The 18,908-nt window shown below is 64.6% G+C and carries 21 protein-coding genes; 6 read left to right on the forward strand and 15 right to left on the reverse strand.

Features of this window, described 5'->3' with window-relative positions:
• The first annotated feature begins 74 nt into the window (after positions 1-74).
• The 3 genes from QYR03_RS06085 (at position 75) to QYR03_RS06095 (ending at position 2,276) form a co-directional block, all read left to right on the forward strand.
• Entirely contained in the window at positions 75-491 is a 417-nt protein-coding gene (locus QYR03_RS06085; RefSeq protein ID WP_301713369.1) for a hypothetical protein, read from the forward strand.
• Positions 492-610: 119 nt separating this feature from the next.
• Positions 611-1,258 carry a PspC domain-containing protein gene (locus QYR03_RS06090; RefSeq protein WP_301978461.1) on the forward strand — a complete coding sequence of 216 codons (648 nt, stop codon included), beginning with the start codon at positions 611-613 and terminating at the stop codon, positions 1,256-1,258.
• Positions 1,259-1,310: 52 nt separating this feature from the next.
• The gene (locus QYR03_RS06095) at positions 1,311-2,276 is read left to right on the forward strand and encodes a PspC domain-containing protein (protein WP_301713371.1); all 966 of its coding nucleotides are present in this window, start codon (positions 1,311-1,313) and stop codon (positions 2,274-2,276) included.
• 20 nt (positions 2,277-2,296) lie between these two features.
• On the opposite strand, the gene guaA is transcribed toward QYR03_RS06095, so the two are convergent.
• Positions 2,297-3,901, reverse strand: coding sequence for a glutamine-hydrolyzing GMP synthase (gene guaA / locus QYR03_RS06100; RefSeq protein WP_301713372.1), 1,605 nt, complete (start codon positions 3,899-3,901; stop codon positions 2,297-2,299).
• 119 nt (positions 3,902-4,020) lie between these two features.
• Between guaA and QYR03_RS06105 the strand changes: the two genes are divergently transcribed.
• A complete protein-coding gene (locus QYR03_RS06105) occupies positions 4,021-4,707 on the forward strand; it encodes a metal-dependent transcriptional regulator (protein ID WP_301713373.1) in 687 nt (228 codons plus the stop codon).
• On the opposite strand, the gene QYR03_RS06110 is transcribed toward QYR03_RS06105, so the two are convergent.
• From QYR03_RS06110 to guaB, 5 genes are all read right to left on the reverse strand, one after another.
• A complete protein-coding gene (locus QYR03_RS06110; RefSeq protein WP_301713374.1) occupies positions 4,657-5,556 on the reverse strand; it encodes a metal ABC transporter permease in 900 nt (299 codons plus the stop codon). The genes QYR03_RS06105 and QYR03_RS06110 overlap by 51 nt on opposite strands.
• Entirely contained in the window at positions 5,553-6,326 is a 774-nt protein-coding gene (locus tag QYR03_RS06115; protein WP_301713375.1) for a metal ABC transporter ATP-binding protein, read from the reverse strand. Before QYR03_RS06115 ends, QYR03_RS06110 begins: the two co-directional genes overlap by 4 nt.
• Positions 6,327-6,334: 8 nt before the next feature.
• On the reverse strand, positions 6,335-7,213 hold the full coding sequence (locus QYR03_RS06120; protein ID WP_301713393.1) for a metal ABC transporter substrate-binding protein: 879 nt from the start codon (positions 7,211-7,213) through the stop codon (positions 6,335-6,337).
• Between the two features lie 276 nt (positions 7,214-7,489).
• Positions 7,490-8,704, reverse strand: a complete 1,215-nt coding sequence (locus QYR03_RS06125; RefSeq protein WP_301713376.1) for a GuaB3 family IMP dehydrogenase-related protein — start codon at positions 8,702-8,704, stop codon at positions 7,490-7,492.
• Positions 8,705-8,758: 54 nt separating this feature from the next.
• Complete coding sequence (gene guaB / locus QYR03_RS06130; RefSeq protein WP_301713377.1) at positions 8,759-10,282, reverse strand: IMP dehydrogenase; 1,524 nt, start codon at positions 10,280-10,282, stop codon at positions 8,759-8,761.
• Positions 10,283-10,507: 225 nt separating this feature from the next.
• Between guaB and QYR03_RS06135 the strand changes: the two genes are divergently transcribed.
• Positions 10,508-10,879, forward strand: a complete 372-nt coding sequence (locus tag QYR03_RS06135; protein ID WP_301713378.1) for a DUF5319 domain-containing protein — start codon at positions 10,508-10,510, stop codon at positions 10,877-10,879.
• 74 nt (positions 10,880-10,953) lie between these two features.
• Here QYR03_RS06135 and QYR03_RS06140 read toward each other — a convergent pair whose 3' ends face one another.
• On the reverse strand, positions 10,954-11,850 hold the full coding sequence (locus QYR03_RS06140) for a hypothetical protein (RefSeq protein ID WP_301713379.1): 897 nt from the start codon (positions 11,848-11,850) through the stop codon (positions 10,954-10,956).
• A 25-nt stretch (positions 11,851-11,875) separates the two neighbouring features.
• On the reverse strand, positions 11,876-12,463 hold the full coding sequence (locus QYR03_RS06145; protein ID WP_259849971.1) for a sigma-70 family RNA polymerase sigma factor: 588 nt from the start codon (positions 12,461-12,463) through the stop codon (positions 11,876-11,878).
• A gap of 510 nt (positions 12,464-12,973) precedes the next feature.
• Between QYR03_RS06145 and QYR03_RS06150 the strand changes: the two genes are divergently transcribed.
• Positions 12,974-13,288 carry a WhiB family transcriptional regulator gene (locus tag QYR03_RS06150; RefSeq protein WP_301713394.1) on the forward strand — a complete coding sequence of 105 codons (315 nt, stop codon included), beginning with the start codon at positions 12,974-12,976 and terminating at the stop codon, positions 13,286-13,288.
• Positions 13,289-13,425: 137 nt separating this feature from the next.
• On the opposite strand, the gene groL is transcribed toward QYR03_RS06150, so the two are convergent.
• The 7 genes from groL to QYR03_RS06185 all read right to left on the reverse strand — a co-directional run bounded on the left by groL (position 13,426) and on the right by QYR03_RS06185 (position 18,904).
• The gene (groL, locus tag QYR03_RS06155) at positions 13,426-15,045 is read right to left on the reverse strand and encodes a chaperonin GroEL (protein WP_301713380.1); all 1,620 of its coding nucleotides are present in this window, start codon (positions 15,043-15,045) and stop codon (positions 13,426-13,428) included.
• A gap of 22 nt (positions 15,046-15,067) precedes the next feature.
• Positions 15,068-15,370, reverse strand: a complete 303-nt coding sequence (groES, locus tag QYR03_RS06160) for a co-chaperone GroES (RefSeq protein ID WP_076599172.1) — start codon at positions 15,368-15,370, stop codon at positions 15,068-15,070.
• Between the two features lie 188 nt (positions 15,371-15,558).
• On the reverse strand, positions 15,559-16,008 hold the full coding sequence (locus QYR03_RS06165) for a hypothetical protein (RefSeq protein ID WP_259849976.1): 450 nt from the start codon (positions 16,006-16,008) through the stop codon (positions 15,559-15,561).
• A 65-nt stretch (positions 16,009-16,073) separates the two neighbouring features.
• Positions 16,074-17,132: a tRNA (adenosine(37)-N6)-threonylcarbamoyltransferase complex transferase subunit TsaD gene (tsaD, locus tag QYR03_RS06170; RefSeq protein ID WP_301713381.1), complete on the reverse strand. Its 1,059-nt coding sequence runs from the start codon at positions 17,130-17,132 to the stop codon at positions 16,074-16,076.
• Positions 17,129-17,644, reverse strand: a complete 516-nt coding sequence (gene rimI / locus QYR03_RS06175) for a ribosomal protein S18-alanine N-acetyltransferase (protein WP_259849980.1) — start codon at positions 17,642-17,644, stop codon at positions 17,129-17,131. Before rimI ends, tsaD begins: the two co-directional genes overlap by 4 nt.
• 2 nt (positions 17,645-17,646) lie before the next feature.
• Positions 17,647-18,351, reverse strand: a complete 705-nt coding sequence (tsaB, locus tag QYR03_RS06180; protein ID WP_301713382.1) for a tRNA (adenosine(37)-N6)-threonylcarbamoyltransferase complex dimerization subunit type 1 TsaB — start codon at positions 18,349-18,351, stop codon at positions 17,647-17,649.
• A gap of 25 nt (positions 18,352-18,376) precedes the next feature.
• Positions 18,377-18,904 carry a hypothetical protein gene (locus QYR03_RS06185; protein ID WP_259849982.1) on the reverse strand — a complete coding sequence of 176 codons (528 nt, stop codon included), beginning with the start codon at positions 18,902-18,904 and terminating at the stop codon, positions 18,377-18,379.
• Positions 18,905-18,908: the final 4 nt, after the last annotated feature.

An 18,908-nucleotide genomic window follows, 5' to 3' on the forward strand; every position in this document is an offset into this window, starting at 1 on the left:
CAAGATGGGGTGCCCTCGCAAGGTGCCCGCACGGTGTGTCCGCGCAGGGAAGCCGAACAGTTAAGCTTCCTGCCATGATGCCGATCAGTGCCACAGAGGTCCGCAACCGAGTCACCCCGATCCCCACCCCGAACGTCGTTCGGGTCCTAGGGTCGCTCGGCGCCGGTGGCTCCATCGGCGTCATGGCATCGAACGCTCCGCTCGGCGTGAAGGCGGTCGCGGCGGTCCTCTGCGTTGTTACTGCGGTCGCCGTGACCCTGCTGCACCCCTACCGCAAGGACATGCGGGCTTTTGCGGTGGAGAAGAACGTGAGCACGGTGCCGTCGATAAGCATGCTCGTGCCGCTCATGCTGTGGTGGCTCGCGCTCATGCTCGCACCGCTCGCGCACTGGCCCGCAGTGGGCGCATGGGCCGCGGGAGTCCTGGCAACCGCAGCGGCCTGGGTGCTGTACCCGCATGTGGACGGTTCCCGCCGGCTCGCCTACGCGTAGTTCCACTTCCGCACGGAGGGCCCACCGCCGCCTGCCCCCGGCCGTCCAAACAGGATGAGCTGCCGCTCCTCCCCCCATGAACGCAGCGAAGTTTCCCGCGAGAATGCATACTTGAAAATATGACCAACACCACAAGTCCTCTTCAGACCATGTGGGACACTCGGGCCCCAAGAATCCCCAACGAGAACGGTGGAAATGCTCTCCTCGCGGGCGTGTGCGAAGGCATCGGCGCGCGTTACCGCGTCGACCCCACCGTCGTGCGTATCGCGTTCATCGTCCTGGCGTTGCTCGTCGGCGGCGGCATTTTCCTCTACCTGTTGTGCTGGTTCACCATGCCTCGCATCAGCACCGGCTCCAGCCCGATGAACGCCGCCTTCACTCCCGCCAACCGCCTGAGCGACGAAGCCGCCAAGGAAAAGAGCACCGGCTGGCTCCTGCTCCTCGGCATGATCATTTTCTTCCCCTCCATCACGGTCGGCACACGGTCCGGCATCGCCTTCGCGTCGCTCACCGGCCTCATCTTGGGGTTCCTGGCCTGGTGGATCCTGCACAACCGCACGCCCGTGCCACCCGAGGGACTCAACATCCCTCCGGCCGCATCTGGGCCGCATCCGCCGCAGCCCCCTGTCGGTGGGCCACAGCCGCAGCCGCAGCCCCCGATGGGCGACGGTCAGGCTCAAGCACAGCAGCCGCAGCCGCAGCCGACGAACGACAACGTCCAGCAGAACAGCCCCTACGATCCGCGGAACAACCCCTACGCGCAATAGGTTCCACTAGTGAATAGCAAGAAGAGTGTCCCCCGGAATAAATACTTAACGCATGAGCAACTCCGGCGGAACCTTCCAGGAAATGTGGGCAACACGCCCACCACGAATCGAGATCTCTGGAGACGATGGTCAGCTCGCTGGCGTCTGCGAGGGAATCGCGCACCGCTACGGAGTGAATGCCCAGCTCGTGCGCCTCGTGTTCCTCATCGCATTCTTCATCGGGGCAAGTGGTGCATTCGTGTACATCCTGTGCTACTTCATCATGCCGAAACAAGGCAGAGCGAACGCCCCGGTCGACGTATTCCTGCAGCCCGAGGCACAACTCCCACCCGAAGAAAAGGGAAACAGGGTGCTGGGCTGGTTACTGTCCATCACCCTACTTTTCTGCTACGTGCCCATTCTCCTGCAGTTCCCCAACCTCTACGGCCTCGCGAGCGTCTGCAGCACGCTCGCGCTCATGGGGTCTTGGTGGCTGCTGCATCAACGCCAACCCGAGCCGCCGCCGCAACTTCGGACAACGCATAACTATCAGTCTGGCTATGCTCAGCCCGATTATTCGACGAACACGTGGTCGCCCTCGCCCGCAACATTGGAGACGCGTGACGCGTTTCCTTTAGAACCATTTCTCTTCACCGTGCTGGGGTTGCTGGGCGTTTTCACCGTCATGGTCGGGAAGGCGGTCGTCACTGACGACTGGAGCCGTTTCGGCTTAACGGAGATGTTCATCGATGAGGCGGAAGACATCGAGCCGCTCGACAGGAACCTGGGCACCATCAAGGTCAATATGTGGGAGCTTGGGCCATTGGATGAACCTGTGGAGCTCGACGTCAACGGCACAGTGGGCTCCATCGAAGTCCTCCTGCCGAAAAGCGGCAGCCCGGTGGACGTGACCTGCACCGTGGATGTGGGCGAGACCGACTGCCCGGCAGAACGGGTCGAGGGCGGCGGTCAGCTGCTGACGCTGAAGCTCCACCAGAAAGCCGGGTCAATCCGGGTCGTGGAACCCGCGGCTCCGTAGCGCCCCCGCCGGGCGGGATGCTACTCCCACTCGATGGTGGCCGGCGGCTTGGACGTGATGTCCAGGACCACGCGGTTGACACCCTCGACCTCATTGGTGATGCGGGTGGAGATGATCTCCAGCACCTCGTAGGGTACGCGGACCCAGTCGGCGGTCATGGCGTCCTCGGAAGCGACCGGACGCAGGACGATCGGGTGGCCGTAGGTGCGGCCGTCGCCCTGAACACCGACGGAGCGGACGTCGGCAAGCAGGACCACCGGGCACTGCCAGATCGCGTCGTCGAGGCCGGCCTTGGTCAGCTCCTCGCGGGCGATGGCGTCGGCGGCTCGGAGGGTTTCCAGGCGCTCCTCGGTGACCTCGCCGATGATGCGGATGCCCAGGCCGGGGCCCGGGAAGGGCTGGCGGTTCACAATCACCTCGGGCAAGCCGAGCTCCCGGCCGACAGCGCGGACCTCGTCCTTGAACAGCAGGCGGAGGGGCTCGACAAGCTCGAACTCGACATCGTCGGGCAGGCCACCCACATTGTGGTGGCTCTTGATGTTGGCGGTGCCGGAGCCGCCGCCGGACTCGACGACATCCGGGTACAGGGTGCCCTGGACCAGGAAGTCAACGGGAGCATCGTCACCGGACTCGGTGAGGACACCGGCGACAGCACGCTCGAAGGAACGGATGAACTCGGCGCCGATGGCCTTGCGCTTCGCCTCCGGTTCGGTCACACCGGACAGCTTGTCCAGGAATGCCTCGCGCTCGTCGACGGTGACAAGCTTCGCGCCGGTGGCGGCGACGAAGTCCGTCTCCACTTGCTCGCGCTCACCCTGGCGCAGCAGACCGTGGTCGACAAAGACGCAAGTGAGGCGGTCCCCGATGGCGCGCTGCACCAGAGCTGCGGCGACAGCAGAGTCCACGCCGCCGGACAGTCCGCAAATGGCGCGGCCGTCGGGGCCAACCTGCTCGGCAATCGCGTCGATAAGCTGATCCGCGATATTGGCTGCGGTCCAGGTCTGCTCAAGACCTGCGATCTCGGTGAGGAAGCGCGTGAGCACCTCTTGCCCGTGCGGAGAGTGCATGACCTCCGGGTGGTACTGGACGCCCGCGAGGCACTTCTCGGCGTTCTCGAACGCGGCGACGGGTGCGCCCTCGGACGATGCGGTGACCTCGAATCCCTCCGGGGCCTTGGTCACGGAATCGCCGTGGCTCATCCACACCGGGTGGTTCGACTCGAGGCCGTCGTGGAGAATGCCGCCGCGCACGTCCATGGCGGTGCGGCCATATTCGCGGGAACCGGTCTTGGCCACGGTGCCGCCGAGCGCCTGAGTCATCACCTGGAAGCCGTAGCAAATGCCGAAGGTGGGCAGGCCCAGCTCGAAGATTTCTGGGTCGAGCTGCGGAGCGCCGTCCTCGTACACGGACGAGGGGCCGCCCGACAGCACGAGCGCAACCGGGTCCTTCGCCTTCAGTTCCTCGGCCGTGATCGTGTGGGGCACGACCTCCGAGTAGATGCGGGCTTCACGCACACGGCGTGCGATGAGCTGCGCGTATTGCGCACCGAAGTCCACGACGAGGACGGGGCGCGGGTGTGCGTTGGCGGGCGGGGTCTGCTCTGGTGCGTTCGCGGAGGTAGTCACGGTTTCAGAGTCTAACTCATGGCCTGAATAGACTGAACAGTCGCAACTGTGCAGGGCGGATTGCGGGTTCAGGGCGGCGTCGATAAGCGTGCTCCCGGAAGGTAAGTAGAGTTGAACGCATGTCGGTGAGCGAATTATCCACCTCGACCCAGAACTATTTGAAGGTCATCTGGAGTCTCACGGAATGGTCGGCGGAGCCCGTGACGGCGACCCTGATTTCGAAGCAGACGGGGCTGCGGATGTCGTCGGTCTCGGATGCTGTGCGCAAGCTCGCCGCACAGGAGTTGATCGTGCACGCCCCGTACGGCTCGGTGGAGTTGACCGAGAAGGGCCGCGGGTACGCAGTGGACATGATTCGGCGCCACCGGCTCATCGAGACGTTCTTGGTGGAGACTCTCGGGTACACGTGGGACGAAGTGCACGACGAAGCAGAGCACTTGGAGCACGCGGTCTCCGACTACCTAGTGGACAAGCTGGACAAGCTGCTCGGCCACCCCACCCGCGACCCGCACGGGGATCCAATCCCGGCCGCCGACGGTACGGTTCCCGCTTTGGATGCGCGCCGCCTCACGGATGCTGGGGCGGGCGCCGGTGCAGCGGGGACGACGGTCACTGTCGAGCGGATCTCCGATTCGGACCCGACCCTGCTGAAGTATTTCGAGGAGAACGGCATCGTTGTCGGCGCCGTTCTCACGGTCGCAGAAGGCGCGCCGTTTTCCGAGTCGCTCGATGTGAAGGTGGACGGGGCAAAGAACTCAGTTCCGCTCGGCCGCACCGCTACCGACGCGCTGTTCGTCTCCAATTAGCCGTGCAGTTCCGCCCCGGCGCGCACGCGCTGTGACGATCCCCTGGCTCGGGCTGAACAGGTACACCAGCAAAAATGCGATACCCTGCGCCATGACCACGAGTCCGCCAGGCGAAGCGTCGAGGTAGTAGCTCGCGTACAGCCCCACGACAGAGCATACGGTGGCCACCGCAGGGGCGATCAGCAGCATGCGGCCGAAACTGTCGGTCAGCAGGGATGCGGTCGCGCCCGGAATGATCAGCATCGCCACCACGAGGATCACCCCGACGGCCTGCAACCCCACCACGCAAGTGAGCGCGAGCAGGGCTAGCAACACTGCCCCAATCAGCTTCGGCCGCAAACCAATCGCGTGAGCATGCACGGGATCGAAAGCGAAAAGCGTGAAATCGCGGCGCTTGAGCACGAGCACAGCCAGCGTGGCCACGCCCAAAACGAAGATCTGTACAAGATCAGCTTTGGAGACGCCGAGCAGGTTGCCGAAGATAATGTGGTTGAGGTCGGTCTGCGAGGGCGTAACGGATATGAGCACGAGCCCGAACGCGAAGAGCGTGGTGAAGACGATTCCGATCGCAGCGTCTTCTTTGACCCGGCTCGTATCACGCACAACACCGATCAATCCCACAGCGAGGAAGCCGAAGACCACTGCCCCGAGAGCGAAGGGAACGCCCGCGATATACGCCAGCACCACGCCGGGGAACACCGCGTGGGACACGGCATCGCCCATCAGCGACCAGCCGACGAGGACCAGCCAGCACGACAGCACCGCGCACACGATGGAGGAAATCAAGCTCGTGGCGAACGCGCGGACCATGAAGTCGTAGGCGAACGGGTCGAAGAGAAAAGAGATCATCGTTTCATCACATCCAGTCCGAAGGCAGCGGCGAGATTATCGGGTTGCAGGACATCCTTGGGCGAGCCGTGCATGAGCACATGCCGGTTGAGCAGCATCGCTTCATCAGCCAAATCGGGCAACGTGGGGAGGTCGTGCGTCGACACAAAGACGGTGGCGCCGCCGTCAGCAAGCTCGCGAAACAGCCGGGTCATTGTCGCTTCGCTGCGCTTATCGACGCCCGCAAAAGGCTCGTCCAGCAGCATGATCCTCGCCCCCTGGGCAATGCACCGGGCAACAAAGGCGCGTTTCCGCTGGCCGCCCGAAAGCTGACCGATCTGACGGGCGGCGAAATCTGTGAGCTCCACACGCTCGAGTGCATGGTCAACGGCTTCGATGTCAGCCCGGCGAGGCCGGCGGGTGAAACCGAGTTGTCCGTAGCGGCCCATCATGACCACATCCCGCACGCTGACCGGGAAATCCCAGTCCACTGCCTCGCGCTGAGGCACGTACCCGAGCACACCGGTGCGGCGGGCGACAGCGGGGTCATCTCCGTTCACGGCGACGGTCCCGGAATCTGGCCGGGTCTGCCCCATAATCGTTTTGAATAGCGTAGATTTCCCGGATCCATTCATTCCGACGAGTCCGCACACGCGTCCCGGCGCGACCTCGAGGGACGCGCCGTCGAGCGCGAGCACGCTCCCATAGTGAACGGTGACATCGCGCACGGATATCGCGGGAGTCGCGTTCGACGGCACGGCCGCCGCGGGTGTTGACGTTTCCTGTTGCACTGCGACACCTACTTCTTACCCGTCAACGCCTGCGTGATCACGTCGGCGTCGTGCTTGATCAAGTCGAGGTAGGTCGGAACCGGACCGTCTTTCTCCGAAAGGGAGTCGACGTACAGGGTGCCACCGTAGGTGGCGTCGGTCGCGCCAACCACCTGCTGCATCGGTGCGTCCGAGACCGTGGATTCGCAGAACACGGCCGGCACGTCGTTTTCCTTGACGAATTCGATGGCGCGGGTGATCTGCTGCGGGGTTGCCTCATTTTCGGAGTTCACGGCCCAAATGAACCGTTCCTCTAAACCAGCGTCGCGTGCCATGTAGGAGAATGCGCCTTCGCACGTCACCAGTGCGCGATGTTGCTCAGGCAAGTTCGCCAACTCGTTGACCATGCCGTCCTGGACCTCTTGCAGCTGCTTTTTGTACTGCTCGCCGTTCTGCGTGAAGTCCTCAGCATGGTCCGGATCGAGTTCGCTGAAGGCGGTGACCATATTGTCCACGTACTTCTTCACCTCAACCGGACTCATCCACGCGTGCGGGTTGGGTTTGCCTGCACCCTCGTCCTCGGTGATGTCGATCGGGTCCACGCCGTCGCTGACGGTGACGTGGGGCGCGTCGACTCCCTCGACGAATTGCGTGAACCAGTTCTCCAAGTACAGCCCGTTATCCAGGATGAGGTCGGCTTCGGACGCGCGGCGGATATCAGCCGGCGTGGGCTCGTAGCCGTGGATCTCCGCCCCCGGCTTCGTCAAAGACTCCACGGTCAAGTGCTCCCCCGCGACATTCTGGGCGATGTCCTGGATCACGGTGAAGGTGGTCAGCACTTTCGGCTTTCCACCGTCCGCGCGATCCTCCTCCGGCGCGCACGCTGTGAGCGCCCCCGCAAGAACCATCGCCATCATCGCGGCTGCCGCCACAAACAGCGCTGATCGTGACGCCTGATTTTCAGACCGAACCATTGAGTTTTTCCTTTCCCGAAACTGTATTCCGCCAAGGCTTTTCCATAAGTTACGGCTAGCCGTACTTTTTATTCTGGCCATACTTTAGTCGGACTTACAGGAGAGTCAAGATGACTCGTCCGTGACATCCGCCTCACCCCCGTAGACATGAAAAACGCCCGGGGGATCATTGAAGATCCACCGGGCGTTGTCGGCTGCGAAAGTGCGCAGCTAGCTGGTGAGAGTGATGTCCACCTTTTGGAAGCTCTTGATGTCCGTGTAACCGCACTTGGCCATGACACGGCGGAGCCCCCCGGCGAGGTTGTGGCCGCCCCAGGTGCTGGTGCTCGGGCCGTGGAGGATGGTTTCCAGACTCGGGCTGTTCTCGCGCAGATTGTTCAGCACGTCCTGGGCGGGGCCGTCATCGTCGAGGCCCCAACCGAAACTGAACGAATTGCTAGTGTTCTCGATAATGCCGCGCGGGAACCGCGGGTGGGCGGCTTGCGCCTGCCAGTAGTAGCCGTACGCAGCGGCCTCCGACGCGGAGGCGAGGGCGGTACCCAGCATGACTGCGTCCGCGCCGCAGGCGACAGCCCGGGCGATATCGCCGCTGGTGTGGATTTCTCCGTCAGCGATGATGTGGACGTAGCGGCCTTCCGTCTCGTCGAGGTATTCGCGGCGGGCAGCCGCCGCATCGGCGATCTGGGTGGCCATGTGGGTGCCGATACCCAATGCGGAATCCGACGTCGTTGTTCCCTGGCCGACAATGATGCCAGCGGCACCGGAGCGCATCAGGTGCAGCGCAGTCGTGTAGTCAGCGACACCGCCAGCGATCACGGGAACGTCGAGGGAACCGATGAATTCCTTCAGGTTGAGCGGTTCACCGCCTTCCTGGACGTGCTCGGCCGAAATGATCTCGCCCTGGATGAACAGGATCTCGGCGCCGGCTTTGACCACGACGGGCGCGAGCTCACGGGCGTGCTGCGGGCTCACGCGCACCGCAACGGTGACGCCGGAATCACGGACCTGGGAAATGCGCTCCGAAAGCAGGTCGTGGTCCAACGGAGCAGCGTGGAGTTCCTGCAGCGTCTTGACAGCTTTGTCCTCGGCGGCATTCGACTCCGGGTCGGTGTTGCCGGCCTCCAGCTGCGCTGTGATCACCTTGGTAATCGCCCCGTCGAGATCGGCGTGGCGGCCCCACAGGCCCTCAGCGTTGATCACGCCGAGGCCGCCCTGCTTGCCCATCTCGATGACGAATTCGGGGCTGGCCAAGGCATCCGTGGGGTGGGAGGCGAAAGGAATGTCGAACGAGTACGCGTCGATGTGCCAGCTCAAATTCACGTCCTTCGAGGATCGCGTGCGGCGGGAAGGCACGATACTGATGTCCCGGAGATAGTACGCACGGCGGGCCTCGCGGCCGATACCGATCTCAACATAATCGCGCATGGGTGTGTTCTCTCTTTCCTCTCCGTATCCCTGACCAGACCGAGCTCGTGGTTTCTAGGCGCGGTAGTTCGGCGCCTCGACAGTCTGGGTGATGTCGTGCGGGTGGGACTCGCGCAGACCGGCAGTGGTGATCTGCACGAACTGCTTCGTCTGCAGTTCCTCGATCGAGCCGGAGCCGGTGTAGCCCATCGCCGCACGCAGGCCGCCGACGATCTGGTGGGTGATCGAGTCGATCTCCCCGCGGTAGGGCACGCGGCCTTCGATGCCTTCCGGCACCAGCTTGTCTTCGCTGGTGACGTCGGCCTGGAAGTAGCGGTCCTTGGAGAAGGAGCGCTTCTCCCCTGTCAGGCCGCGGCCCTGCATCGCGCCCATCGAGCCCATGCCGCGGTAACGCTTGTACTGCTTGCCTCCCACCACGACGATGTCGCCGGGAGCTTCGGCGGTGCCGGCGAGCATGGATCCGAGCATGACCGAGGAGGCGCCTGCGGCGAGCGCCTTGGCGACGTCGCCGGAGTGCTGCATGCCGCCGTCGGCGATGACGGGGATACCAGCCTTACGGGCAGGAACGGAAGCTTCGAGGATGGCGGTGATCTGCGGGGCGCCGACACCGGCGACGACGCGGGTGGTGCAAATGGAACCGGGGCCGATGCCGACCTTGATGCCGTCGGCGCCGGCGTCGACCATGGCCTGGGCTGCTTCGCGGGTGGCGAGGTTGCCGCCGATGACGTCGATGCGGTCGCCGAAGTCGCGCTGCACGCGGCTGACCATCTCGAGGACGCGGTTGTTGTGGGCGTGGGCGGAGTCGACGATCAGGGCGTCGACTCCAGCCTCGACGAGGAGGCCTGCGCGCTCGTAGGAGTCCTCGCCGGTGCCGATCCCGGCGGCGACGAGCAAGCGGCCCTCGGAGTCCTTGGAGGCGTTCGGGAACTGCTCCGTCTTCACGAAGTCCTTGACGGTGATCAGGCCGGTGAGCTTGCCGGCGTCATCGACGATGGGGAGCTTCTCCACCTTGTTGGAGGACAGCAGGTTCAGCGCTTCTTCCTTAGACACGCCGTCGCCGGCCACGACCAGCGGCATCGGGGTCATGACCTCGGAGACAGGGCGGTTGAAGTCCCGCTCGAAGCGCATGTCACGGTTGGTGATGATGCCGGTGAGCACACCGTCGGCATCCACCACCGGCAGGCCGGAGATGCGGAAGCGGGCGCAGAGCGCGTCGACGTCGTTAAGCGTCATGTCCGGCGATGCCGTGACGGGATCAGTGACCATGCCCGACTCCGAGCGCTTGACCACATCGACATGCTCGGCCTGGTCCTGCGCGGAAAGGTTGCGGTGCAGCACGCCGATGCCGCCCTGGCGCGCCATCGCGATGGCCATGCGGGACTCGGTGACCGTATCCATCGCCGCCGACGCGACCGGGATGCCCAGCTTGATGTTGCGGCTGAACTGGGTGGAGGTGTTGACCTCGCTGGGGACAATGTGCGACTCGGCAGGGAGAAGAAGCACATCGTCAAAGGTCAAGCCGCGGAAGGCGACCTTGTTCGGATCGTCTCCGCCAGTAAGAACTCGCTCGTTGGTCATGATCACTCGCTCCCTTTCTCCGCTTCGCGGGGACGTGCCTGCGACCGTCGCGCACGCCGCTGCCTTCTTTGCCTGTCAGCATAGTGCGTCGCGCAAATCGAGCTACGGCGCGCGAGGCAGTGCCCCCTCCCCCATGCGCCGGCAATCGGGCCGTGGCGGAGGGCAGCCGGAATAAAAGCACACCAAAATTGAACTTCGCCGCCGGTGGGCAATAGGGTTGAGTCTGTGAACTTTGACTCCATGATGCCGCGCGACCCGTTCGCAGACGATCCCAACGATCCCGCATCCTTCATCGAGGACGATGAAGTCGTGGAGCCGCTCAGCCAGGAAGAACGCCAAGCGGTCATCCGCGACCTCGCGCAGACGCGTGAGTTCAAGGAGATCCTCGAACCGCGGGGAATCTTGGGCATCCACTTCCTGTGCGGGGACTGCGAGGAAGTCCACTATTACGACTGGGACATCATGATCACCAACATGGTCGCCAGCCTGCAGGGCGAACTTCCGCCCGTGCACGAGCCGAGCGCCCAGCCGAACCCGCGGGCGTACGTGCCGTGGGATTATGCGCTGGGCTACCTGGACGGTCTCGAGGCGCGCTAGAGACGCACGGCAACGTCCGAAGAAATCAACCGCGGAGCACCCCGCGGTTTTCGCGTACTACGGCTTCGCAGCTTCTACTGCGAGGACTGCGCGGGCTGGGACTGCTGCGAGGCACCCAGCGACTTGGTCGTCGTTGGGATCGTCGAGGTCGTCGACGGGGCATTCGAGCTTGACGACGACTCCGTGCCCCGACCGCCGTGCGCCGGTGCCGTTTCGGTGACCGTCACCGTCTGGGTGGCGGGCGCCGGGGTGACAGTGACCGTTGCCGGTTTCTCCGGCTCGGCTGGCTTGCCCTCCGGCTTCGGTTCCCGGGATACCGTCACGGTGGCGGGAGCCTGCGGCGCGGGTGCACCGGTCTGCTGCTTCTGCTTACGCTCACGGTCGGACTTCAACGAATCGCGCAGCTGGTCAATGAGGACGCGGGCACCGGCGATATCGCCGGACTGGGTCTTGCTGTCAATCTCGTCGAGGGCGCTGGCGAACTCCACCGAGTCAGTGCGTTCGCCGAACAGGGTCTCGGACGGACCCCACAGGGCCGATCCCGGGGTGGCGTTGTACAGCGCGGCGCCGGTGCCGGCCACCATGACAGTCGCGGCGGCGGCACCGACCAAGCCCGCGAGCCACGGGTTGGTGCGGAAGCGGCGGCCGCGGTCTTTCGTGTGCTCGGCCGCGCGGCGTGGCCCGCGCCGCGCGCGGTGCCCGCCTAGGGAAGCGACAGCCGGGTTTTCCTCCGTCACCGCATCGTCGCCGGCAACGCTGCCGCCGAACAGCTCGGACAGGTCGGGGGCCGCCGGCATCGGAGCCGCCACCTCATCGTGCAACCCAAGGAGCAGAGCAGCCAATTCATCGGAACCGCCAGATGGGTCCACACCGTGCGACAGGTCCGTCAGGAATGCGTCGCTCGCCTGCAGATCATCCATGTTCGCGGTGTTACGCGAACGGTCACTGCCACCGGTGAACTTCGGATCCATGGCTCCCCTCCTTAATCTCTCATCCTCAGCCCAGCTGTTCGTGCTGGCGCTGTTCTTCTTCGACGGCTTTCCGCATCGTTGCAAGGGCACGGTGCTGAGCGACGCGCACCGCTCCGGCGGTGCTGCCTGTGATCTCTGCAGTTTCTTCGGCGGACAGGCCGACAAAGACACGCAGGGTGACGATCTCTCTTGCCTTCTCACTTAACAGATCGAGTAACTCGCGTACTCTGTTACTTCCCACTTCCACCATGGCTGCATCTTCCGGGGTGTCACCGGAAAATTCCTGGTCAGGCATCTCATCGGTGGGGCTGGATTTGTCGCGCGACAACGCCCGGTGCGCGTCGGTGACTTTGTTGAAGGCAATGCCGTACACGAACGCCATGAAGGGCTTGCCCTTGTCCTGGTATTTGTTCACGGACGTGGCCACGGCGAGGCAGATTTCCTGTGCCACGTCTTCCGCGGTGGGCGTCCGTCCACCGCTGATGCGGGCGCGGGCGTAGCGCAGCACGGTCGGGTGCACAATCTGAATGATTTCCTTCAGTGCACGCTTATCGCCTTCCTGCGCACGGGGCACCAGGAAGGCGAGGCGGTCGTCGGTATCGGGTGCGGCCACGTCTCTCCTTCGCGGTGTCGTGCCTCTGGGTGGGCTAATTTCATTCAGCGCCGTTGCAGCGGGGATCTATCGCAGGGTACGACAGACAGCCAATTTTCGGGCAGATTTATGGCAATTCATACTACGCCCCGGACGCTGAACGGCATAAATGCTCGCGCCGAGCGAGCCGCCTCCCCCTCCCCCCCCAGACCGGCCGGATTGGCTGAGTCTGCCGAGACCGCTGAGGCGCATGGTGCGCCTTTGTGGCGCCGCACGCAGCGACACCTACAATTCACCGACCTTTAACCTCCGGCGGTTCCCACTGTTCAGGGGCACGCTGGAGCCCGCAAAATCCTTGCTTCAAACTGTGCGACACCTGGCAGAAACCAGTTGTTTACCCACGCCTTGCACACTCCTATCTCGTGCTTCACCGCGCCCCGGCCCACATTGGCTTCCCGGCCGCACCGGAGCAGGTGGAAGCGTGAGCTCGTCGTTCCCCCCATTCCAGGAGATTTTCACTACATGCCCACGTTGTCTATGCCGCAGCAGTTGCCCGGACCCAACGCCGACTTCTGGGATTGGCAGCTCCACGGGGCGTGCCGCGGCGAGGCCTCCGACGTCTTCTACCACCCGGACGGCGAACGCGGCCGCGCCCGCACCAACCGTGAAAACCGCGCCAAGGCAATCTGCTTCGGCTGCCCAGTGCTGGAACAGTGCCGCGAGCACGCCCTCGCCGTGGCTGAGCCTTACGGCATCTGGGGCGGCATGAGCGAATCCGAGCGCCAGGCGGCGCTGCGCGGCACCGCAAAGGGCCGCCGTTCCAAGGAAAAAGTCACCGCGGTCTAAACCGCTGCGTCCCCGCCCCTTAAGAAAACCACCGCCACCATCGGCATGAAATAAGCCCCGTCCCGCGAACACCATTCACAGTTCGCGGGACGGGGCTTTGCCAGGCTGCGGGGTCGCAGCCCCAGCCTCGCTAGAGGCTAGTGGCTGTGGCCATGGCTTTGGCCCTGCTCCTCGTCGTCCTCGGCGGGCTTCTCCACCACGGATGCTTCCGTGGTGAGCACCATGCGGGCGACGGATGCGGCGTTGACCACGGCGGAGTGGGTGACCTTCACCGGGTCGATGATGCCCTGCTCGATCAGGTCGCCGTACTGCAAGGTGGCGGCGTTGAAGCCTTCACCGTTGGGCAGCTCAGCAATCTTCGACACCACGACAGAGCCGTCCAGGCCGGCGTTCTCGGCGATCCAGTAGGCGGGCTTGGTCAGTGCGCGGGCGACTGCCTGCACACCGACCTTCTGCTCGCCCTCGAACTCCTCCGCGTAGGACTCCAGGCCGTTGGCAATCTGCACGAGTGCGGAACCGCCACCGGCGATGATGCCTTCCTGGGCCGCTGCACGGGCGGCGTTGATGGCGTCCTCGACGCGGAGCTTGCGCTCGTTGACCTCAGTCTCGGTCGGTGCGCCGACGCGGATGACAGCGACACCGCCGGACAGTTTCGCCAGGCGCTCCTCCGCCTTCTCCTTGTCCCAGGTGGAGTCAGTGTTCTCGATCTCGCGGCGGATCTGCTGGCGGCGGTTCTCCACCGCTTCAGCAGTGCCGGCACCGTCGACGATGACAGTGTCGTCCTTGGTCACGGTGACGCGGCGGGCGCTGCCGAGCACGTCCAGCTCGGCGTCCTTCAGGTTCACGCCGACCTCCGGGTCGATGACCGTTGCGTTGGTCACCACAGCGAGGTCGTCCATGAAGGCCTTGCGGCGCTCACCGAAGTACGGGGACTTCACGGCGGCGACCTTCAGGGCGCCGCGGATGGTGTTGACCACGAGGGTCTGCAGCGGCTCACCCTCGATGTCCTCGGCAATGATCAGCAGCGGGCGGGAGGTGCCCACGGCCTTCTCCAGCAGCGGGAGGAATTCCGGCAGGGAGGAGATCTTGTTGCGCACGAGGAGGATGAGCGGCTCTTCGAGCACTGCCTGGCCGGCCTCCGGGTCGGTCATGAAGTACGGGGACAGGAAGCCCTTCTCGAAGGAGATGCCCTCAGTGACATCGACGTAGGACTCGATGGACTGGGATTCCTCGACGGTGAGGACACCGTCCTTGCCCACCTTGTCCATGGCACCGGAGACCATCTCGCCGACGACCTCGTCGCGGGAGGAAACGGTGGCCACGTTGGCGATCTCCTCGGAGGAGGAGACCTCAGTGGCGCGGGCCTTGAGCTCCTCGACGACCTTTTCAGCCGCAGCGGAGATGCCCTTGTTCAGCTCGATCGGGTTGGCACCGGCCGCAACGTTGCGCAGGCCTTCATTGATGAGCGCCTGAGCGAGCAGCGTCGCGGTGGTGGTGCCGTCGCCGGCGATGTCATTGGTCTTGACTGCGACGGACTTGACCAGCTGCGCACCGAGGTTCTCGAAGGGGTCCTCGAGGTCGATGTCGCGGGCGATGGTCACACCGTCGTTGGTGACGGCGGGGCCGCCGAATGCCTTGTCCAGCACCACGTTGCGGCCGCGCGGGCCAAGCGTGACGCGCACGGAGTCGGCGAGGACGTCGACACCGCGCTGGATGCCCTCACGGGCTTCCTGGTCGAATGCAATCAGTTTTGCCATTGGGAGTCAGTCCCTCCCTTTCTTACTTTTCGACGACGGCCAGCAGGTCACGAGCGGACAGGAGCAGGTACTCCTGATCGCCGTACTTGAGCTCGGTGCCGCCGTACTTGGAGAAGATGACGGTGTCACCCTCCTTGACGTCGACCGGGATACGGTGCTCGCCCTCATCGTCCCAGCGGCCCGGGCCGACAGCGATGACGGTCGCTTCCTGCGGCTTCTCCTGAGCGGAGTCCGGGATGACCAGGCCGGAGGCGGTGGTGGTCTCTGCCTCGACGATCTGGACGAGGATCTTGTCCTCGAGGGGCTTGATGTTGACGTTTGCCACGGTGAAAACCTTTCTTGAAAGTTGTTCGTTGCAGGTTTCGCGATGCGCAGCCGTCGTCGCGGGTGAACAAACTGTGCCCAAAACCTGATTAGCACTCTACCTACGGGAGTGCTAAACGACAACAAGGCCGGGCACACATGCCCAGCCTTGCCACCTTGTCGCCGTTCCTTCCGCGTGAACGGCGCGTGTTACACCTGCGGAGTGCCCAGGTTCAGCACGGCGTTGCGCCAGAGCTGGTACTCCTCCTCGTTGTCCTCCCGGTAGTTGCGGACAGCGCGGATGGTGTTCTTGATCTCTTCCACAACCTCGTCGTCGATGCTCTTGCCGTCGCGGCCGGTGATGATCACCGGGCCGGAGATAGCGGTCGACGGGTCCTGGAGGAAGGCCGGGTTGTCGGTGGCGGCAGTGTTCCGCGCCATGGACGCGACCGGATTCGGATCGGCGCGCTTTTCCTTGGCCTCAGGGGAGAAATACGCGTCGTAGACAGGGCCGTCGTGTTCGAAAGCGACCTTGACTCCCTCGTTGACGACTGGTCCGAGGAACTGGTTCGCGTCGTCGAGGTCGAAGACGATGCGGTGGAAAGTCAGATCGGGGTTGACGAGCAACCCGAATTTCTCGTGATCGCTGTGAATCGCCATGGTCACATCCTTTTGCCGGGTGTAGGGAAAGACAACACCCCTAAGAGTACGTGGAAACTGCCCGCTTAGCTCGGCGAGCCGACGAGCGGAGTCTCCACATCCAGCGAAGTGTCGGTGGCGGCGTCCAGCCCGGAGGCCTCCGCGCCCTCGTGAATCAATTGGGCAGCCAGTGCCGCGATCATCACGCCGTTATCGGTGCACAGCGCGAAACGCGGGACGCGCAGCTCAATCCCTTTCTCCGCGCACCGCTGGCCCGCGAGTTCACGCAGCCGGGAGTTCGCGGCCACACCGCCGCCGAGCAGCAGCGTCTGGGCACCCGTGTCTTCGCACGCCATGACGGCTTTCGCAGTGAGCACGTCGACCACTGCTTCCTGGAAGGAAGCGCAGACATCCTCGACACTGATCACCTCGCCGTTTCGCTCCGCGGCCTCGACGTAGCGGGCCACTGCGGTCTTCAGTCCGGAGAAGGAGAAGTCGTAGCGGTGCCCGCCTCGCAGATCCTCCGCCCGGGACAATCCGCGCGGGAAGCGGATAGCGTCCGCATTGCCTGACTTCGCCAGCCTGTCGATGACGGGGCCGCCGGGATAGCCGAGCCCGAGCAAGCGGGAGACTTTGTCGTAGGCCTCGCCGGCGGCATCGTCAAGCGTGCTACCCAATTCCTTCATCGGCTTGCCCACCGCGTCGACCTCGAGAATCTGCGTGTGCCCGCCTGACACGAGCAACGCGATCGAGTGCGGGAGCTCCTCACCGCCGTCGAGATTGGCGACAGCCACATGCCCGCCCAAGTGATTGACACCGTAGAACGGTACCCCCCACGCCGCGGCGTACGCCTTCGCGGCAGAGGCACCCACGAGCAACGCGCCCGCCAGGCCGGGTCCGACCGTTGCCGCGACAGCATCAGGCTTATCGACGCCAGCTTCCGCCAACGCCTTCCCCATCACCTGCGGCATGGCCTCCAAATGGGCCCGCGAGGCGATTTCTGGGACGACGCCGCCGAAGCGCGCGTGCTGCTCCATCGAGGAAGCGACCACGTCGGCGAGGATCTCCATCTGCCCGTCCGCCGCGAGCTCGATGATGCCCACGCCTGTTTCGTCGCAGGAAGATTCGATTCCGAGGACGATCACTGCCCGCTCCTTTCTTCTGCTCCACTTCCGCCGGTCCGGCCGGCTTCAGCCTGTTCACTAACGCTGGGCCGCATCATCGTGTACGCGTCCGCCCCTGTCGGCTGGTAATAGCCTTTGCGCACCCCGATCTCCTTGAAACCGTAGCTGCCGTACAGGGCCAGCGCCGCTGTGTTGTCCGTGCGCACCTCGAGGAACATCTGTCCGTCGTGCATGTCGGCGGCGTGGACGAGCTGGTCCATGAGCACCCGGCCGATGCCGCGGCCCTGGTGGCCGCGGGCCACCGCGATGGTGTGCACCTCGAATTCCGGGTCGTCCGGGGGGCCGAGCTTGGCCAGTCCGGCGTAGCCCAGCATCTCCCCCTCATCGTCGAAAGCGCCGACGTAAAACGTGTACGGGTGAGCGAACTGCACCGCGAACACGTCGCGGGACCACGGCGTCTCGCCGGCGAAGACATCGGCTTCGATCGCGGCCGTCGCCGCCGCGTCGGCGACGGTCAATTCGCGCAGTTCCACGCTCACTCCCCTTCCGCAGCCAGCCCCGCGACGTCCGGGATGGCGGGCGATTTCGGCTTCGGTGCCGGCTCTTTAGCATCCGGACGGCGCAGGTACAGCGGCACCAACGGCTCGGGGTCTGCGTCGAGGTCCGCCACAGCCACCAGCCCGGAGGGAAGCGGAGCGACGTAGGTGACGGTCTCCGCACTGGCGGCGAGCTCAGGGGTGAGCTGCTCGCGGAGATTCTCCGGGACGCTCAGCACCCCCACCGGGGTCTTTGCCTCAAGTGCCGCCGGGGCAATCACATCGGGGCCCGCGGTACGCGTCCCTGACCGGTACTGCGCCCAGTACACCTCGCGGCGGCGGGCATCCGTCACCACCAGAGCGTCGGAGCCGATCTGCGCCGCCACCGCATCATGGGTGCACACACCGTGGACCGGAATGCCGAGGGCTTGGCCGAATGCAGAAGCGGTGGCCATGCCCACGCGCAGGCCAGTAAACGGTCCGGGCCCGCAACCGACCACGATCGCACCCAGGTCACCGAATTCCCGTCCGGCCTCACCGAGAAGCTCCACGACGGTAGGCACGAGCAACTCATTGTGGGAGCGCGTCGATACCACTCGCTGGGCGAGTGTCCGCGGAGTTGAGCCCCGCTGCCCGCCCTCGCACACCTCCACCAGGCCCGCCACGAGGTCGGTGGTGGCGGTATCAATGGCCAGGACAATCATGCCCGTGTCCACCCCCAACGGCCGGTTAGTCGGCGCGGACGCCGAAACGCCAGATCTCGCCGTCCCAGAACACCGGGAAGCCCTGCTCGGTGCTGAAGAACTGGTCGAAGTAGTTGCCGTTGCACAGATCCATCACGTCATTCGGGACCGCGTCCACGGAGTCCACGCCCGCCTGCGGATCCTTGGCCAGCAGCATGTAGTTGTTGCCGCTTTCCAGGTCGACCTGGTCGGCGACATCGCCGGCGGCCTCCAGCTTGGCGTCGATAAGCTCCTGCGGCTCCTCCTTGCACACCGGGACGAAAGCTGCGACATCGTCGCCGTAGACGCGGCGCAGATCGATCATCTGGCCTGCCACAGCGTCGCTGTTGGAGGGCTCGATGCCCGCCAACGTCGCGGCGAGGGAGCCGGAGCCCTCAGAGTCGCCGGCAGCGGCCGGGGCGGGACTGTCCGTGCTCATCTTCGGCAGCACGAAGACCATGGCAGCGAGCGCGATGATCCACAGCGCGATGACGATTCCTGTCCAGCCTTTTTGGGCACCTGTGAGCTTTTGCATGGCA

Origin of the sequence: Corynebacterium sp. P4-C1, assembly GCF_030503595.1 — a bacterium.
Taxonomy (GTDB): Bacteria; Actinomycetota; Actinomycetes; order Mycobacteriales; family Mycobacteriaceae; genus Corynebacterium.

Bases quoted from the DNA above. Each gene is read 5' to 3' on its own strand.
- QYR03_RS06085 (WP_301713369.1), top strand. From the start codon at position 75: ATGATGCCGATCAGTGCCACAGAGGTCCGCAACCGAGTCACCCCGATC.
- QYR03_RS06090 (WP_301978461.1), top strand. From the start codon at position 611: ATGACCAACACCACAAGTCCTCTTCAGACCATGTGGGACACTCGGGCC.
- QYR03_RS06095 (WP_301713371.1), top strand. From the start codon at position 1,311: ATGAGCAACTCCGGCGGAACCTTCCAGGAAATGTGGGCAACACGCCCA.
- QYR03_RS06105 (WP_301713373.1), top strand. From the start codon at position 4,021: ATGTCGGTGAGCGAATTATCCACCTCGACCCAGAACTATTTGAAGGTC.
- QYR03_RS06110 (WP_301713374.1), bottom strand. From the start codon at position 5,556: ATGATCTCTTTTCTCTTCGACCCGTTCGCCTACGACTTCATGGTCCGC.
- QYR03_RS06120 (WP_301713393.1), bottom strand. From the start codon at position 7,213: ATGGTTCTTGCGGGGGCGCTCACAGCGTGCGCGCCGGAGGAGGATCGC.
- QYR03_RS06125 (WP_301713376.1), bottom strand. From the start codon at position 8,704: ATGCGCGATTATGTTGAGATCGGTATCGGCCGCGAGGCCCGCCGTGCG.
- guaB (WP_301713377.1), bottom strand. From the start codon at position 10,282: ATGACCAACGAGCGAGTTCTTACTGGCGGAGACGATCCGAACAAGGTC.
- QYR03_RS06140 (WP_301713379.1), bottom strand. From the start codon at position 11,850: ATGGATCCGAAGTTCACCGGTGGCAGTGACCGTTCGCGTAACACCGCG.
- groL (WP_301713380.1), bottom strand. From the start codon at position 15,045: ATGGCAAAACTGATTGCATTCGACCAGGAAGCCCGTGAGGGCATCCAG.
- QYR03_RS06165 (WP_259849976.1), bottom strand. From the start codon at position 16,008: ATGGCGATTCACAGCGATCACGAGAAATTCGGGTTGCTCGTCAACCCC.
- tsaB (WP_301713382.1), bottom strand. From the start codon at position 18,351: ATGATTGTCCTGGCCATTGATACCGCCACCACCGACCTCGTGGCGGGC.
- QYR03_RS06185 (WP_259849982.1), bottom strand. From the start codon at position 18,904: ATGCAAAAGCTCACAGGTGCCCAAAAAGGCTGGACAGGAATCGTCATC.